The 16,546-nt window shown below is 64.4% G+C and carries 18 protein-coding genes; 5 read left to right on the forward strand and 13 right to left on the reverse strand.

All coding sequences use genetic code 11. From position 1 onward, the window contains the following. Positions 1–3 precede the first annotated feature (3 nt). The 5 genes from L6637_RS16460 to L6637_RS16480 form a co-directional block, all read right to left on the reverse strand. On the reverse strand, positions 4–1,014 hold the full coding sequence (locus tag L6637_RS16460) for a taurine ABC transporter substrate-binding protein (protein ID WP_237871332.1): 1,011 nt from the start codon (positions 1,012–1,014) through the stop codon (positions 4–6). A 23-nt stretch (positions 1,015–1,037) separates the two neighbouring features. Beyond that, on the reverse strand, positions 1,038–1,871 hold the full coding sequence (locus L6637_RS16465; protein ID WP_237871334.1) for an ABC transporter permease: 834 nt from the start codon (positions 1,869–1,871) through the stop codon (positions 1,038–1,040). Next, positions 1,868–3,166 (reverse strand): M20 family metallopeptidase, encoded by a 1,299-nt coding sequence (locus tag L6637_RS16470; protein WP_237871336.1) that lies wholly within the window; start codon positions 3,164–3,166, stop codon positions 1,868–1,870. The genes L6637_RS16465 and L6637_RS16470 overlap by 4 nt, the downstream gene beginning before the upstream one ends. Before the next feature lie 282 nt (positions 3,167–3,448). After that, the gene (locus L6637_RS16475; protein ID WP_237865898.1) at positions 3,449–4,651 is read right to left on the reverse strand and encodes an extensin-like domain-containing protein; all 1,203 of its coding nucleotides are present in this window, start codon (positions 4,649–4,651) and stop codon (positions 3,449–3,451) included. A gap of 58 nt (positions 4,652–4,709) precedes the next feature. Continuing rightward, positions 4,710–4,934 carry a hypothetical protein gene (locus L6637_RS16480; RefSeq protein ID WP_237871338.1) on the reverse strand — a complete coding sequence of 75 codons (225 nt, stop codon included), beginning with the start codon at positions 4,932–4,934 and terminating at the stop codon, positions 4,710–4,712. A gap of 256 nt (positions 4,935–5,190) precedes the next feature. On the opposite strand from L6637_RS16480, the gene L6637_RS16485 reads away from it, so the two are divergent. After that, a complete protein-coding gene (locus L6637_RS16485) occupies positions 5,191–5,961 on the forward strand; it encodes a DUF2147 domain-containing protein (RefSeq protein ID WP_237871340.1) in 771 nt (256 codons plus the stop codon). Positions 5,962–6,154: 193 nt separating this feature from the next. Beyond that, positions 6,155–7,624, forward strand: coding sequence for a FecR domain-containing protein (locus L6637_RS16490; protein WP_237871490.1), 1,470 nt, complete (start codon positions 6,155–6,157; stop codon positions 7,622–7,624). A 157-nt stretch (positions 7,625–7,781) separates the two neighbouring features. On the opposite strand, the gene L6637_RS16495 is transcribed toward L6637_RS16490, so the two are convergent. Continuing rightward, the gene (locus L6637_RS16495; protein WP_237871342.1) at positions 7,782–8,351 is read right to left on the reverse strand and encodes an NUDIX hydrolase; all 570 of its coding nucleotides are present in this window, start codon (positions 8,349–8,351) and stop codon (positions 7,782–7,784) included. Positions 8,352–8,420: 69 nt separating this feature from the next. Beyond that, positions 8,421–9,284 (reverse strand): archaetidylserine decarboxylase, encoded by an 864-nt coding sequence (asd, locus tag L6637_RS16500; RefSeq protein ID WP_237865894.1) that lies wholly within the window; start codon positions 9,282–9,284, stop codon positions 8,421–8,423. A gap of 35 nt (positions 9,285–9,319) precedes the next feature. Here asd and L6637_RS16505 point away from each other — a divergent pair, with 35 nt between their 5' ends. Beyond that, positions 9,320–10,984 (forward strand): aminotransferase class III-fold pyridoxal phosphate-dependent enzyme, encoded by a 1,665-nt coding sequence (locus L6637_RS16505; protein WP_237865893.1) that lies wholly within the window; start codon positions 9,320–9,322, stop codon positions 10,982–10,984. 290 nt (positions 10,985–11,274) lie between these two features. On the opposite strand, the gene L6637_RS16510 is transcribed toward L6637_RS16505, so the two are convergent. The 3 genes from L6637_RS16510 to L6637_RS16520 form a co-directional block, all read right to left on the reverse strand. Next, positions 11,275–11,934 (reverse strand): hypothetical protein, encoded by a 660-nt coding sequence (locus tag L6637_RS16510; RefSeq protein ID WP_237865892.1) that lies wholly within the window; start codon positions 11,932–11,934, stop codon positions 11,275–11,277. A gap of 153 nt (positions 11,935–12,087) precedes the next feature. Next, positions 12,088–12,777 carry a class I SAM-dependent methyltransferase gene (locus L6637_RS16515; protein WP_237865891.1) on the reverse strand — a complete coding sequence of 230 codons (690 nt, stop codon included), beginning with the start codon at positions 12,775–12,777 and terminating at the stop codon, positions 12,088–12,090. Between the two features lie 33 nt (positions 12,778–12,810). Beyond that, positions 12,811–13,863, reverse strand: coding sequence for a glycosyltransferase family 4 protein (locus L6637_RS16520; RefSeq protein ID WP_237871344.1), 1,053 nt, complete (start codon positions 13,861–13,863; stop codon positions 12,811–12,813). A 274-nt stretch (positions 13,864–14,137) separates the two neighbouring features. Here L6637_RS16520 and L6637_RS16525 point away from each other — a divergent pair, with 274 nt between their 5' ends. Next, positions 14,138–14,842 carry a L,D-transpeptidase gene (locus L6637_RS16525; protein WP_237871346.1) on the forward strand — a complete coding sequence of 235 codons (705 nt, stop codon included), beginning with the start codon at positions 14,138–14,140 and terminating at the stop codon, positions 14,840–14,842. Here L6637_RS16525 and L6637_RS16530 read toward each other — a convergent pair. After that, positions 14,770–15,159: a hypothetical protein gene (locus L6637_RS16530; protein WP_237871348.1), complete on the reverse strand. Its 390-nt coding sequence runs from the start codon at positions 15,157–15,159 to the stop codon at positions 14,770–14,772. The two genes, L6637_RS16525 and L6637_RS16530, sit on opposite strands and share 73 nt — an antisense overlap. Here L6637_RS16530 and L6637_RS16535 point away from each other — a divergent pair. Then, positions 15,158–15,430 carry a GNAT family N-acetyltransferase gene (locus tag L6637_RS16535; protein WP_237871350.1) on the forward strand — a complete coding sequence of 91 codons (273 nt, stop codon included), beginning with the start codon at positions 15,158–15,160 and terminating at the stop codon, positions 15,428–15,430. The genes L6637_RS16530 and L6637_RS16535 overlap by 2 nt on opposite strands. A 51-nt stretch (positions 15,431–15,481) precedes the next feature. Here L6637_RS16535 and L6637_RS16540 read toward each other — a convergent pair whose 3' ends face one another. Next, a complete protein-coding gene (locus tag L6637_RS16540; protein ID WP_237865887.1) occupies positions 15,482–15,739 on the reverse strand; it encodes a hypothetical protein in 258 nt (85 codons plus the stop codon). Beyond that, positions 15,736–16,521, reverse strand: a complete 786-nt coding sequence (locus tag L6637_RS16545) for a DUF899 domain-containing protein (protein WP_237871352.1) — start codon at positions 16,519–16,521, stop codon at positions 15,736–15,738. The genes L6637_RS16540 and L6637_RS16545 overlap by 4 nt, the downstream gene beginning before the upstream one ends. Between the last annotated feature and the right edge of the window lie 25 nt (positions 16,522–16,546).

A 16,546-nucleotide genomic window follows, 5' to 3' on the forward strand; every position in this document is an offset into this window, starting at 1 on the left:
GCCTTAGTGGCCGATGACTTTCTCGATATAGGCCGGCTGGATGAAGGCTTCGAAGTCGGTGCGCGGTAGAAGTTTCGGCAGTCGTTCCTGCTTGACCAGAAAGTCGGCGGTCGACACCAGCGTATCGACGAACTTGCCCTTCTTCGCGGACGTGCCGAGATACTCCCCGGTAAGCTGCTTGTCGCAGGGGACCATGCCGGTGCCTTTCATCATGCGCGTTGCATCCTCGAGCGGCAGCGACAGCTCCTCCGCGATGATCTCGGCCGTCTTGTCCGGGTTCTTCAGCCAGAAATCGATCCCCTCGCACTCGGCCTTGACGAACTTCTCGACGTAGGAAGGATATTTGTCCGCGAACGCATTCATGACAACCCCGATGTCCCAGGTCGGGTAACCGCGCTTGGCCATTTCTCCCGAGGTGACGAGGATCTTGCCGCCGTTCTTCACGGCCTTGTCGAGGTTCGGTTCCCAGAACCAGGCGGCATCGATGTCACCGCGAAGCCATGCCGCTGCGATATCCGACGGCGCGAGATCCAGGATCTTCATGGAGGCGGGATCGACGCCCTCGTCCTTCAACGCCTGGAGCAGCAGATAATGCGTGGTCGAGCCGAACGGCGCGGCGACCGTCTTGCCCTTGAGGTCCTTGAACGAGGTGATGTTCTTGTCGGCGCGGACTACCATCGCCTCGACATAGTCGAGCATGTTGATGACGAGGATGCCCTTGATCGGCAAGGCACGCGTTACCCCGATCGCCGTCGGCGGATTGCCGAGGCCGCCGAAATCAACGTCGTTGCCGGCGATCGCGCGCAGCATGTCGCCGCCGCCGCCGACCTTGACGTATTTGATGTCGACCCCCGGCATCTCCTTGGCGAGCAGGCCGAGGTGTTTCGTCACGAGCTGCGCGTTCACCAGGTTCAGATAGCCGACCGTGATCTTGGCCGGCTTGTCCTCGGCGCGTGCGGTGGACGTGAGTGCAAACGTGGCGACAGCAAGCGCGGCAACAAGTCTCTTCATCATACTGGTCTCCCCTCGGATTGGAATCAGGCCCATGGCATCAATAGTTTCGCGACGCCGCGCATCATGAGGTCGAGCACGACGCCGGTGAGGCCGAGCACGATCAGGCCCATGATCACGACATCGGACAGCAGGAACTTCGCGGCGTCCCAGATCATCCAGCCGATGCCGGCGGATGCGGCAACGATCTCGGCGGCGACGAGAACGGTGTAGGTGAAGCCAAGCGAGATCCGCATGCCGGCGAGGATCAACGGGCCGGCTGCGGGCAAGTAGACGTGAAACAGCAGGTCGCGCCGAGTCGCGCCGAGCGACTGTGCGGCACGCACATAGACGGGATCGACGCTGGTGACGGCCTGGATCGTCGAGATGACGATGCCTGGCAGGCCGGCGAGGAACAGCAGCGACAGTTTTGAGCTCTCGCCGATCCCGAGCCACATCACCAGCAGCGTATAGAGCCCGAGCGGCGGCAGCGGTCGGTAGAACTCGATCAGCGGATTGAGCAGCGCGCGCGCATTGCGCGAGACGCCCATGAGGACGCCGAGCGGAATGCCGATCAGGCAGGCCAGGGCGAAAGCGACGAGAATGCGATAAAGGCTGGCGCCGAGATGCTGAAGCAGCGTTGCGCCCTGATAGCCCTTGGTCATGGTCTTGATGAAGGCAGCCCACACCGCCTGCGGCTTCGGCAGGAAGAGCTCGTTGGCCCAGCCCATCTCCGTGACGACGGCCCATGTCGCCAGCAGCGCGGCGATGGTGAGCGTCGACAGCAGAACGGACCGCGAGACCTTCGGGAGCCTCAGGCTGCCTCGCCGCGTGCGATCAGCCGAGATCGGAATGGCCATGGGGCTAGCCTCGACGCTCATGTGCGAACTCCCAGGATCTGCATGATGGTCAGCGCATAGATCCGCGTTGCCATCACCGACTTGGTGATCGAGATGTTCTCGTTGTCGACAGCCCAGCCGTCCTCGCCGGGACCGAAGGTCACCGCGTTGATGCCGGCCTCGCGGAAGCGAATGGTGTCGTTGAAGGCATTCTTGCGGTTGACCCCGGGCTCGCGGCCCATCAGGCGCCGGTACACGGCACGCAAGGAGCGGCAAGGCTCCTCCTTCACAGGCACCGGCTCGGTTGCGTTGACGAACAGCGAGCCGGGCACCTGGCGCACCGCGACCTTGACGTCGTTGGCGCCCGCAAATGTTTCCCGGCCGACACGCTCGATGTCGGAGATGACGCTGTCCAGCGTCATGCCCGGCACGATGCCGACCACCGCAAGCGTGATGGTGCAGGCATCCGGAGAGAACTGCATCTCGCCGGGCAAGCCGCCGCGGATGCGCACCACCGAACAACACGGCGGCGTATGGCCCATGAACTTGCTGGGGATATGCGTGAAGGCCATCTCCTTCAGCCTCGGCAGCAGCTTGGCCGCCTCCATGATGGCATTGACGCTGTTGTCGGGTCGCCAGATGTGCGACTTGATCCCCTGGACCGCGACCTCGACCAGGCAATGACCGGAATTGGCGACCGAGAGGTTCATGCCCCAATCGCCGGACACGTCACCCCAGGCGGTCGGCTCCGCAGTGATCTCGTAGTCGGCGGTCAAGCCGACCTCGTTGAGCATGTAGATGGAACCCTCGGTGCCGTTGCGCTCCTCGTCGACGGTGTAGCAGCACAACAGGGTGCCATCGAACCTCACGCCCTCTTCGATCAGCGCCTGCACCGCCAGCAGCGATGCGGCGAGATTGCCGCGGGTGTCGGACGTGCCGCGGGCATAGAGCAGGTCGCCATGACGCGTGGCCTTGAACGGATCGAAATCCGTCATGTGCCATTTCTCCGGCTCGACCACCGGATAGGTGTCGAGGTGATCGTTGAGGATCAACGACGGCGCGCCTTCGCGTCCCTTCAACACACCGAGCACGTTCGGCCGGTGCGGCTGGGCGCAATGCTTGGTGACCTCCATGCCGAGGGCTTCGAGCTTGCCCGCGACCAGCATCGAGATCGCCTCTTCCTCCGCCGGCGGCAGGTCGGGATCGAGCGGATTGCCGGAGCGCGGCTGGCCGGTGCGGATCAGCTCCGATGCCAACTCGAGCCAGCGCTGCTCCGTGATACGCGACAGCACGCGCTGCTCGAGATCGGAATAGGGCGGGGTGACGGGCATCTGCATGACGGGTTCCGCTGGCTCACGGCGCCGGCCGCGCCGCTTCGTTGCAGCACCTTCATTGCAGCGACTGTGCCAACCGCCCGAAATACCGGTCAGGGCGTGATTAATGATTGCGGTTCAATGATTTGGGCGGAAATTTCGACCGCGCAAATTTTTGCGCCCGAGATGCACTTTGCCGAAGACGCAGCGCAGGCTGAACAGACTGTCCTCAGCGTGCGGGCGGCTGGTCAAGGTCGTCCGTGCAGGCGCCAGACGCGGAGAGCGGAGGATTCGGATCGCGCCGGGCTACTCGTCCGCGAACTCGTCTTCCTCGTTGATCTTCTCGTGCTTGCCGCTCTTGCGCCCACCGAGCGAGCCGGTCACGTAGGGATCGCGATTGTTCGCGTAAGGACTGCGGCCGCCCGCGCGCGCGGCGACCTCTTCGCCGGACACCGCGGCCGGCTGGCAGATCAGGCGACGGCTGGCACGGCGCATCAAATCGACGTGGATGTGATCGTAGTGATAGACGTTGGAACCCGGCGCCAGCACCGTGGTGAAATGCGCGCACGCGCCCGACTGGACGTCGCGTAGGAACCCCTGCTCTTCCGGCATGCCGTGCCAGCCATCCTTCACGGTGATGCGGCGGCCGTCGGCGAGCACGAAGGCGGCGACATCGAGCGCGTTGCCGAAAGCGTGCTCGGAGATGTGGGCGTGCGGGTTGCCGTTCATGCCGCGGCAGGAATAGGCAGAGATCTGCTTGATCTCGACCACACGGGCGCCGAACCAGCGCATCGCCGACGGCTGCACGGTGTCGGCAAACCAGCGGTCGAGCTCCGAGACGATCGGACAGGCGAGCGTTGCGGTCGGCTTCACCGCGACCGGACCGACGGAAGTAACCGGATTGCCCTGCGCGGGACCAAGACGCGGCAACGATTGTTGCGCTGGCGCCTGCGAGTAAGGCGCAGGCCCGGGCGGCCGTGCCGGATAGCTCGGCGCATTCATGTAGCGCGCAGCACCTGCGGCGTCAGTGCCCTCGGGCGGCAGGTCGATCTCGTCTTCCTGCGGCGCGACCCCGGGGGCGCTGAGCGACACCGGTCCTGAAGACGCGCCATAGCCGGCAGGCTGGCGCACAGCGCTTTCAGGATAGTTCGAGTGCTGCGGATAGCTGGAGGCGGGATAATTCTGTTGCGGCTGGGTCACCGGCCAGCGCGGCTGGTTGCCGACATTGCCGGGCGGACGCAGCTCTTCATCGGCGAAACCGTAGCTGCTGGAGGGTTCACCGATGGCTGCGACCTTCAGCGGGAACTCGGCTCCGCACATGCCGGGGCCGGAGATCGGATCGATCCGGACGATGTCAGCGCTCTCTTTCACGGCGCCCGATTTCAGGCACGCTGCTTCGGCCTCGGCTCGCCACGGTTCACGTTCGGCCTGGAAAAAGCCGCGTCCGCAACCCGCGAGAGAAACGAGGACGATGGAGCCGACGAGATACAAACGAACTCCGCGCGTCATGCGCGCACGTTCGGTGAATTTACTTAAAGACTCTTCAACGTGTTGATTTCAACATTCCTTAACCATACCGGCCGCGCGGTGCGCGCATGCAGCGCTTGTACGGCGCCGATGTCGGCGTGCCGTTCTGTGGTGCGCCGAGCTGCGCATCGCAGAACGAGCTGTCAGTGTTGAGTGCGTCGTCGCCGCGCTTCTGCTTCAGCACATTGGTCCAGATATCGGTGTCGGCGTGCGCCGAGATTGCGCTGCCGATCAATAGCGCGGCGATGAGGGCGAGACGTTTCATGTGCATTCTCCTTTGCATGCGTCGCCGGCCATCGGTCGCGTGCAAGGCGAATGCGGGTTCGGTGCGGGGGAATTACAAATTGGACAGAGGTCGGCGCGACGTTGTCCAAGTGCAACCGAATGTTCGCTGGCTCACGCAGGCAGCGGCTGTGAGGTTCGTCACAGAAGACCGAAGCGGTCTGGCATAGGGTCGAACCACATCGGGCCCAGGGGCGACTTCAATCCATCTCGGGACCCACGCCATTTCGGAGGTTGTCATGAACAAGCTCACCATCGCAGCCGCAGCACTCTTCCTCGCCTCGACTGCCGTCGCGCATGCCGGCAATTCGATCTCGTTCCGGATCGAAGGCCAGAACATCCGCATCGAAACGCCGCGCAATTGCGCCTCGCTCGATTGCGTCACCATCGTGGCGCCCGGCCTGTCGAACAAGCCGATCAAGCTGAACGACATCAACCTCAAGGGCCTTGGCTCCAAGGACGATGACGACAGCACGGCGCCCGCGACGACGGCGCAGCCCGCGCCGGTGCAACAACCCGCGCAGCAAGCCCCCGTGCAGGCGACCGCGCCCGCGGTTTCGCCCGCCGCCCCTGCCCCGGCCGTTGCCGCCGCGCCGTCCGTCGATACGACCACGCCGCCCGCACCTGTTGCGGCTCCCGCTCCGGTCGTTGCGCCTGCGCCGGTTGCTGCTGCACCCGCTTACACACCACCGCCGGCCCCGGCACCCGTTGCGCCAGTGCAGGCCGCCAACACGCCAATCGGCGTGTGGGCAACCGAAGAGAACAAGGGCAATGTTCGCGTCGAACAATGCGGCTCTAATCTCTGCGGCTATGCCGAGAAGACCAACGAGCGCATTCTGATCAACATGAAGCCCGACGGCGCCAAGTGGAGCGGCCGCATCCACGATCCCGACTCCGGCCGCAATTACGACTCCACGATCGCCATGAAGGGCCCGAACGCAATGCGCGTGCAGGGCTGCGCCTTCGGCGGCATGTTCTGCGGCGGCCAGACCTGGAAGCGTGTGAGCTGAGGCTGCGGCTGGCAAGCATTCTTGTTCTTATGATGGCGCCACGTCCCTGTTTCAGGGGGCGTGGCGTTTGAGCGTTGGCGTTTGAACGTTCGCCCCTCCCATGCGATAGATGTTCATCCGCCGTTCAGCAATCTCCGGCTGATATCGCTCGATCTCGCCTCGCGTTCTCACCGGGATCTCATTCGTGGCTTTGATGGTGGCTTGGCGCCGCTTCGTGTTCGCATTGCCGCTGCTGGCGCTGCCGCTGGCCGGCGCAGACAACGCGCGCGCATCCGACGCAATCGAGCTCGCGCAGGCGCAGCCGCAAGTACAATCCTCGCCCGCTCCTTCGCCGACGCCAGCAGCTTCGCCCGCGCCCGCTGCGGATGCACAGTCCACCACGGTCGAGCCGATCGGCAACGTCGCCACCGTGACCGGAATCGCGACCGTGATCCGCGACAAGAACTCCTATCCGCTGAAGGTGCGCGACGACATCTATCTCAACGACGTCGTGCAGACGTCCTCGAACTCCTCGCTCGGCATCACCTTCAACGACGCCACCACGTTCAATCTCTCGGCCAGCGCGAAGATCACCATTGATAACTACGTCTATGAGGACGGCGGCAAGCAGAACTCGGCCATCTTCGACATCGGCAAGGGCACCGTCGCCTTCGTCGCCGCAGCCGTGGCGAAGACCGGCGACATGAAGATCGCGACCCCGACCGCAACGCTCGGCATCCGCGGCACCACCGGCGTCGTCGACGTGCCCGAGAATGCGACCGCCAACGCTGCGAACAACGTCAACATCAAGCTCTATCCCGACGCTGACGGCCGGGTCGGCCATATCGACGTCAACGACCGCGCCAGCGGCACGCGGCTTGGCGCGCTGACGCAAGCCTCGAGCGGCTTTGCGATTCGGCCGGGTGCGGCCGGCCCAGGCGGCATGCGCTTTGCCGCAGTCCCGATCACGATTCCCCCGCAGCAGATCGCGCGCGACCGCGGCTTCGTCAGCCAGGTGCACGCAGCGCAGACCACGGGACGGCAGATCGTCACCGAACAGCGTGACTTCCGCCGCGCCAATCCGGCAGCAGTGAGCCGCATTCCGCGGCCGGCGCAGGTGCCGCAGCAACAGCAATTGCGCCCGAACCCGGCGCCGACCCCGCAGCAGCCGCAGCGGCCGAATGGCCAGCCTGGTCAACCCGGCCAGAACAACCGTCCGGGTCAGCAGCCGCAGCCGGGAGCTCCCAACCGTCAGGGAACGCAACCGGGCACGCAGCAGCCGCAGCGCCAAGGACAAGGCGGAGCGACACAGCTAGGTGCGCCGCGCGCGGGCCAGGGTCAGCAGCAACCGGGCCAGCCGGGCACGGGTCAACCGGCCGGGCAGCCGCGCACCGGACAGGGCACGCAACCGAGCGGCGCGCTCCAGACGCCGACACAGCGCAGCCGACAATCTCCGCAGCGACCTGGACCAGTCACGCCCGCGCAGCCGAACGGCACCACACCGCAAACGCCGCACACCGGATTGCAGCCCGGTCAGCCCGGAGCGCCGCCGACCGTCCAGCCGCAACAAGGCGCAGCACCACGCCAGCCCGGCTTCCAGCAGCGCCTGCCTGGCGCACAACGCCCCGCCGCGCCACGCAGACCCGCGCTGGCTCCGCCGCCGAAGGAAAAGAAGAAGCGATAGGTTGGAGAGCGGGTCTCTCCATCATTGCGGGAAGTATTGTAGGGTGGGCAAAGCGAAGCGTGCCCACGCATCTTTCGCGATGGAGAGAGGTGGTGGGCACGGCGCAAGGGCGCCTTTGCCCACCCTACGATTCCGGAATCGCGGAGAGAGAGCTAGCTCACGCTTCGCCGCGCAGCCAGGCTCGCACCTTCTGCAACAGGCCGTGCCGCAGCTCGTCGACGGAGGCAGCCTCGGCCGGTGTCAGCGTCTGCAAGGCAGCATCGATCTCGTCGGCGGCCAGCGTTGGCGTCGGTTCGGGCGCGGGTGACGGTGCAAGCCCCGCCGCGGCGATCGCGATCGGGCCGACCTGGGTAAGGAAGGCGCGCTCATATTCGCGCGACAGGCGCGCGAGCGCGTCGTCCAGCGGCAACCAATCGACCGCCTTGATGTCGTTCATCAACCTGCGGACCTGGCCGCCCTCGGCCTCCATTCGCCAGAAATGCACGACCTTGGAGCGACCGCCGGACTGGTACACGAGCGTGCCCAAAAACTCCTGAATGGCGACCTCGTGGCCGGTCTCCTCCAGCACCTCGCGATGCGCGGCCTGTTTCGGCGTCTCGCCGTCGTCGAGCTTGCCCTTGGGCAGGACCCATTCATTGCGTTTGCGCTGGCGCACGATGGCAATCAGCGGCGGCGCACCACGCCGCAGCACAATTCCACCCGCCGCCATCACCGGCGCCCGCGCCATCACCAATCCCGTCGTATCGTCTATTCGTCCCCGTGAACGATATAGGCCGCCGACGCGGCGGAATGAAGACTATGTCCGACGAAGCAGGGCCTGACCCGCGCGGATACGCGTCCCCTCGCCGATGCCGTCGCAGAACGAAAAGTCACCGGGCGCGAGAATGATAATGGTCGAGCCGTGCTCGAACCAGCCGAGCTCCTCACCCTTGGCGACGTTGGCGTCGCAGGAGAAATTGACCGGCCCCCTGGTCTGCGCGTTCAGCACCATGTCGAGGAAATGCAGCCGGATGCTGGCGACCAGGATCGCCGCCACCGGCACCAGCGTCACCGCCTCACCGGTCGACAAATGCGTGCGGATCACCGCGCGCTCGTTCTTGCAGAACAACCGCTCGACCCGCTTCAAGGCGATCGGATTGACGTTCCAGACATCGCCATGGATCAGCGTGACGCGCTCGATATGCGCATCATAGGGCGCATGGAAGCGATGATACATGCTCGAGGTCAGCCGCAGCGTCACGAAGCTTCCGTTGCGGTGTTGCTCGACCAGCGCGGGATCGCCGAGCAGGTCGAGCAAAGAATAGGGCGCGCCCTTGACCTGGAACAGCTCGGTGTCCGCGATCCGGCCATGAGCGCCGATGATGCCGTCGGAAGGGCTGGCGACCACCGAGGGATCCGGATCGAACGGACGCAGACCCGGCTTCAGCTCGCGCGTAAAGCAATCGTGCAGGCTGGTGAAATGGGTCTTGCGTGCTTCCGACAGGTCGAGGTCGGAGAACAGCTTCCACAGCGCGATGGAAAAATCCCGCACCAGCGGATTCCTGATCTTGGAGAACCAGCCCATGAAGCGGGTCAGCGCCGCGCGGGGAATGCGGTTGGTCAACAGGAAGTTGAGGTCTTCCTGCTGGGTGAAAGAGGCGATGAAGGCTTTGACTGTCATGAATCTGTCAGCTCACAGTATTAGCGCTTGTTGTCATGGAAACGACACTCCCGATTCTCTCGATGTCCGTGGCCGCCGCAGCGTCCGCTGCCGCCGTCCTCCCGAAGATCAAGGCGCGGGTCGAATTGTCCCGCGCCAAGCACCGCTCGCTCGCCGGGCACTCCAAGATGTCGCGCCGCGTGGCAAAGCTGCTGCCGTTCTACGAGTTCGAAGGCGATAAGTACTTCGGCTGTGACGGCGCGCCCGCGAATGTGGTGATGCAGCGCAAGGACGCCTTCTTCCGCCTCGCGCGCCTCTATGCCGATCGCTACCCCAAGGGCCGCGCCATGACGAAGGAGGCGGCCGAGACGATCTCGGACCTCAACTTCACCGAAAGCTACCGCGTGCCGTTCCAGTTCTCGCGTCTCGTTCGCGAGCATCTGGGCACCTCGACCTTCATGGAATCCTCGAGCGGCGTCACCGTCACCGATGTCGACGGCAACACCTCCTACGACCTCACCGGGTCCTACGGCGTCAACATCTTCGGTAACGACTTCTACAAGGAATGCATCGAGGGCTCCGAGAAGCGCGCCCATGCGCTCGGTCCGGTGCTCGGCCCCTACCACCCCGTCATCCTCGAGAACGTGCAGCGGCTCTGCCAGATATCGGGCCTCGACGAAGTCTCGTTCCACATGTCCGGCACAGAAGCCGTGATGCAGGCGGTGCGCCTTGCGCGCTACCACACCAAGCGCACGCATCTGGTTCGTTTCGCCGGCGCCTATCACGGCTGGTGGGGCGACGTGCAGCCCGGTGTCGGCAACCCGATCCCTGCGCACGAGACCTACACCCTCTCCGAAATGTCGGAGAAGACGCTGCACGTGTTGCGCACGCGCAAGGACATCGCCTGTGTGCTGGTCAATCCGCTCCAGGGCCTGCATCCGAATGCCAACGCGCCCGGCGATTCCTCGCTGGTCGACTCCTCTCGCGGCGGTCATTTCGATCGTGGCGCCTACACCGAATGGTTGAAGAAGCTGCGCGAGATCTGCACCGAACGCGGCATCGTGCTGATCTTCGACGAGGTCTTCGTCGGCTTCCGTCTCGCTGCCGGCGGCGCCCAGGAATATTTCGGCGTCAAGGCCGACATGGTGACCTACGGCAAGAGCCTCGCCGGCGGCCTGCCGGTCGGCGTGGTCTGCGGCAGACGCGACCTGATGCGCCGCTTCCGCGATGATCGCCCGGCCGACGTCTGCTTTGCCCGCGGCACCTTCAACTCGCATCCCTACGTCATGACGGCGATGGACGAGTTCCTGAGCCGGCTCGCCAGCCCGAACTTCCGCGCCATCTATGACGGCCTGGATACGACTTGGAACGGCCGCGCCGCGAGGCTCAACAAGATGATGCGTGATGCCAAGCTGCCGGTGGAGTTCGCCAACTTCTCGTCGATCTGGACGGTGAAATACACAACCCCGTCGCGCTACAACTGGATGCTGCAATACTACCTTCGCGCCGAAGGCCTGGCGCTGAGCTGGGTCGGCACCGGCCGGCTGATCTTCAGTCTGAACTACACCGACGCCGACTTCAGCGAAGTCTCCGACCGCTTCGTCCGCGCCGCCGAGAAGATGAAGGCGGATGGCTTCTGGTGGCACGATGGTGCACTCACCAACAAGACCATCAAGCGGCAGATTTTGAAAGAGATGCTGGCCAAGCGCTTTGGGCGCTGAGGCTGATTCTCCACTCATAGCCACCGTAATTCCGGGGCGAGCTCTCTGCTCCCCCTCTCCCCGCTTGCGGGGAGAGGGTTGGGGTGAGGGGGACTCTCCGCGCGCGCGGTGAGCGTTGGCGCACGACCATCTGGCAGCCCCCCCGCGGAGACTCCCCCTCACCCGGATCGCATCTACGATGCGCTCCGGCCTCTCCCCGCACGCGGGGAGAGGCGAAAGAAGGATGCCCGGCACGAGGCCGGGCATGACGTAACCATCAGACATCGGAGTATTGGGTGAGACCAGCGCGCTCAGGCGTGCTGCTCTTCGAGCACGGGCTCGGAGATGAGGCCCAGCGTGTGCTCGGGATTGAGGTGCAGGCCGGGGTCCATCAGCTCGCCGCGCATCAGGGCCAGCGGAGCGCTGCGATACAGCATCAGGTCGTGGAACGGGTCGGTCAGGATCTTGGTCATCCAGACGAGGCCGGTCTCGACGTCGCGGATGAAGAACAGGTGCACGGTGCGGAACAAGAGACCGCCACCGCCGACCGCCAGCCAGATCTTGGCAACCTGCCGCACGAAGTCGGTCGCATTCGCCCAGGGCGTGAACAGGCCGAACAGCGTCGGATCGACGACCAGCACCAGCGGCGACAGCGCCCAGATCGCCATCAACACCACCTTGCGCTGAAGGTTATAGCCGACCTTGATCTCTTCCTTGTATTCGTGCGTCGCCTGGTTGACGTGGTCGTAGGTGTGCGGCTCGAAGAAAAAGTGACCGGCCTGGCGCGAGGTCATCGAGACCAGCCAGCCGACCAGCGCCGAGATCATGGGATCGACGAAGAGCCAGAGATAAGCAAAGAGGAAGCTCAGCGCGCTGACGAAGTGCAGGCTCTGATTGATGCGGCTGTGGTGATAATAGCGATGGTCGTCCCAGCGCTGGATCCGCAACTGCTCGAGGTAGTTCTTGATCATGCTCTCCCCCAAAATGCTTTCGGGTTCAGGATTTACAGAGATTCGATGTACGCCGTGTGACATCATCATTTTGTCATGTGACGATGTGCAGCGACGCGGTGACGCACGCGAACGCGTGAGCGGCGGACAGAGCCGCCGCTCTTGCAGCCTTGCTCAGGCTGCCTTGGCGATGTCGACCTTGCGGAAGCGCACCAGCGAGAAATGACCGAGCGGCGGAATCAGGCGGCGCTCGGCGAGCTCGATACCCTTGGCGCCGGCGAGCCATTTGGCATAACGCGACCAGGCGAACTCGGCCGTGCGGAAACCGAGCGGACGCACCACCGGCTGCAGCTTCTGCTCGATGAAACGGCGCATGCCGGTGTCGGCGCTGACGCGGGTGAGGATGATCAGCTCGCCACCCGGACGCAGCACGCGAGCGAATTCGTCGAGCGCCTTCTCCGGGTTCGGCACCGCGGTGACGACATACTGCGCCATCACGACGTCGAAGGAATTGTCGGGGAATTCGAGCTTCTCGGCGTCCATCACCGCGAGGCCCTCGACGTTCTTGAGGTTGCCCTCGCTGACGCGCCGGCGGGCCTTGTCGAGCATCGCGTCCGAAATGTCGGTGCCGAAGATGCGCAGATGAGGAGCGTACAACGGCAGCGAGATGCCGGTGCCGACACCAACCTCGAGCACGCGACCACCGATCTTGTTAGTGGCTGCGATCGCGGCCTGACGGCCCTTGGCAAACACACCGCCGAACACGAGATCGTAAACGGGCGCCCAGCGGTCATAGGCCTGCTCGACCGAGCCACGGGTGAGGTCGAGCTGCTGGGTGCCGTCAAGGTTCATGATCTTAGCCATCGATGAGGTTCTCGCTGTGGGTCAAAGTATGAATCAACCGCGCACTGGCCGCCGCGCCATGCGAGGCGAGGCGCGCAAGGCACGGCTGGGCTGGAGTGAGGTGAGATTGCCGACGAACTGACGCGCGCTGTTCTCCCAGGAGCGCTCCAGCGCGAAGTTGCGGCAAGTCTCGCGCGACATCGTGAGCGCGCGCAGGCACGCGGCGCGCAGATCGCCGTCGATCGCGCCGATCGGATGATCGGCGATGACGTCCTTCGGTCCCGTCACCGGAAACGCTGCAACCGGCGTACCGCAGGCGAGCGCCTCGAGCTGCACCACGCCGAACGTATCGGTGAGGCTCGGGAACACGAAGACGTCAGCAGCGGCGAGATGCGCAGTGAGATCCGCGCCCTTCTTCTCGCCGAGGAAGACCACATCAGGATATTTCCTTTCCAGTGCGGCCTTCTGCGGACCATCGCCGACGACGACCTTGGTGCCCGGCAGTTCGAGCGAGAGGAAGGCTTCGAGATTCTTCTCGACCGCGACGCGGCCCATGGTCATGAAGATCGGTCGCGGCAGATCGAGCGCTGCGGGAGAGTCAGGATGGAACAGCTCGGTGTTGACGCCGCGTCCCCAGAAGCCGAGCCGCTTGAAGCCGCGGCCTGCGAGCTCCTGTCGCAGCGACGGCGTCGCCACCATGGTCATGGCGGCGGCATCGTGGAAGTGGCGCAGCACGGCATAGCCGACGGCATCGGGAATGCCAGTTCGTACCGAGACGTATTCCGGAAAGCGGGTGGTATAGGATGTCGTGAAGGCGAGGCGGTTGCGGCGGCAATAGGCCCGCGCCGCCCAGCCGATCGGGCCCTCGGTCGCGATATGCAGGGCTTCAGGCGCGCACCTCTCGATCCGCCGCGCGATCTCTTTCCCGCTCGGCAGCGCGATGCGAATGCCCGGATAGGTCGGCAGCGGCCAGGACCTGAAGCCGTCAGGGGTCAGGAAGTCGATCTCGACATCGAGCGCCCTGGCGGCGGCCGCCAGCGAGGTCAGCGTCCGGACCACGCCGTTGACCTGCGGATGCCAGGCGTCAGTCGCGATTAATACCCGCATGGGGAAATCCCGAGAGTTTGATGATTCTCAGGCATCGACCATCAACGATGGATATTTCAGGCGTGTGACGTCACATAAGTGTCGGCGCGCTGTTTTGTTCGTTAACGAACCTCCGCGGCCACGAAACTGTCATGAAACAATCCTTGCCGCGATGAAACCGTTTTCGGTTTTCCGCGCAAACGTCCCGAAACTTGTTTCCGTTAGGAACTTAAGCAACGGAGCACCGCAACGGTGCCGGGGTGACCAAGAAACACCACGCAAACAGGGGCGACCAATGTTCAATCTGGACACGTTGAAGACGCATTCGCGCGCCGTTGCCGTCAGTGCAGTGGCCGTTGCTGCAATCGCATGTGCCGGCCCGGCCGAAGCCGCGCCCGTACAGCTGTTTCCGTTCTTCCAGCCGCTGCCGGTGATGACTGCGCCGCAGCCGCTTCAGCCCTTCCAGCCCTATTCTGCGCCGACCTACCAGACCGCGCCGTCCGAGGATCAGGACGCAGTCGAGACGCCGGCCCGCTTCCGCCGCCAGACCGTTTCGTATGCGACGCGCGAAGCGCCGGGTACCATCATCATCGATACGCCCAACACCTATCTTTATTACGTGCTCGGTAACGGTCAGGCGATCCGCTACGGCATCGGCGTCGGTCGTGACGGCTTCACCTGGTCCGGCACGCAGTCAGTGACCAAGAAGGCGGAGTGGCCGGACTGGACGCCGCCGCCGGAAATGATCCAGCGCCAGCCCTATCTGCCGCGCCACATGGCCGGCGGCCCCGGCAACCCTCTCGGCGCCCGCGCCATGTATCTGGGCGGCACCGTCTACCGCATCCACGGCACCAACGCCCCCGATACGATCGGCAAGCACGTCTCGTCCGGCTGCATCCGCCTTACCAATGACGACGTCTCCGACCTCTACTCCCGCGTCAACGTCGGCACCAAGGTGATCGTGCTTCCGATGACCGAGCGCCGCGCTGAGCTGAGGTAACGCGAGGCGGGGATCGAGATACGAACGGCCCCGGCGCTGTCGGGGCCGTTTTCGTTTGGGCACATGGTCTGTCGTGAGATATCTTCATCAACATGATCCGACTGCTCACACCCGCAGACGCGGCTCTTTACCGGGCGATCAGGCTTGAAGCGCTCGAAGCGCATCCCGAAGCTTTCGCCAGCACCTTCGCGCGCGAGCAGGAAAAACCGCTCGCCTGGTTCGAGGAGCGCCTCACCGCGTCCGACATCTTCGGCGCCTTCATCGACGGCGAGTTCGTCGGCATCGCCGGCTTCCACCGGCAGGATGGTCCGCACCATGCACAAGGCCCATCTGTGGGGCATGTATGTGCGACAACAGGCAGGGCGAGCCGGCGTGGGCCGGCATCTCGTCGACACGGTGATTGCCCATGCGGCAAAGCATGTCGAAAAGCTCCAGCTGAGTGTTATGAGCAAGAATGAAGCGGCGCTGCGCCTCTACAAGACGACCGGCTTTGTCGAATACGGCCGCGAGGTGAAGGCCTTCAAACAGAACGGCCAGTATTTCGATGAAGTGCTGATGGAGCTATTCCTCGACGGAAGCAACAAATAGCAAAGCGGCCCCGGCAATGCCGGGGCCGTTTTTCCTTGCAATGATCCCCGTCTACCGCCGCGGCGAGAACAGCCGCAGCCACGCCGCTGAATGAAACGCGCTCATCAGGAGATACATCGGCACCATCCCGCCCAGTGACAGTCCGTGCCCGGCGGAGCAGAGCATATCCGCCGGGCCGCCACTGAAGGCGGCCGTCAGCAGGGCCATGACCGCGAAGGTGGGCGTGGCCGCAAGACCCAGCCATCGGGCAAGCTGAGATGCGGCCTCGCTGCCGTCACGCCTGGTGCTGGCGGGATGGACGTCGCTCATTGCGCGCCTGGCGCACGAAGCGCGATTTCGCCGGCGTCCGTGATCTCGACCCACTTCTTGTCGGGCTCGCTGCCAGCCTCATAGCTGTCGTTCCAGTTCCACCATTTGTAGGTCGGGCTCTTCGGATAGCCGGGCGGCGAATCCTCCCAGGGCTCCTGGCGGCCGAGCGGGGTGATGTCGAGATAGTTCCAGGTTCCGCCCATCTGCTCGTCGCCGCGGCTCTTGATCAGATAGGTGCGGAAGATCCGCTTCCCATCGCGGTAGAACACGTTGGTGCCGTGCCATTCATCGACGCCAAAATCGGCATCGAAACTGTCGGTGATGGTAACCCACGGAATGTTCCAGCCCATCCGCGCTTTCAGCCGCGCGATATCCGCCTGCGGGGCGCGCGAGGCGAACACCAGCGTAGTGTCGCGGGCGTTCAGGTGCGACACATGGGCGACCTGGTCGGCCACCACGGAGCAGCCACGGCAGGCATGGTCGGGCCAGCCGAACACGCCCGGCTCGAAGAACGCCCGGTAGAGGATGAGCTGCTTCCGGCCCTGGAACAGATCGAGCAGACTGGCCTTGCCCGAGGGCGCCTCGAATGCGTAGGTTTTGGTCACTTCCATCCACGGCATGCGCCGGCGTTCGGCGGCGAGTGCGTCGCGGGCGCGGGTATGTGCCTTCTCCTTCACCAGCAGTTGCTGTCGGGCGGCCTCCCATTCCTGCGGCGACACCACCGGCGGTGTCTGCATGACGGTCTGTTCGTTAGTCCCTGCTTTGCTTGCTGATGTCATCATGGCTCTCCAAATCTCTCGCTCACCG

The sequence above is a fragment of the Bradyrhizobium zhengyangense genome, from assembly GCF_022012435.1.
Taxonomy (GTDB): Bacteria; Pseudomonadota; Alphaproteobacteria; order Rhizobiales; family Xanthobacteraceae; genus Bradyrhizobium; species Bradyrhizobium zhengyangense.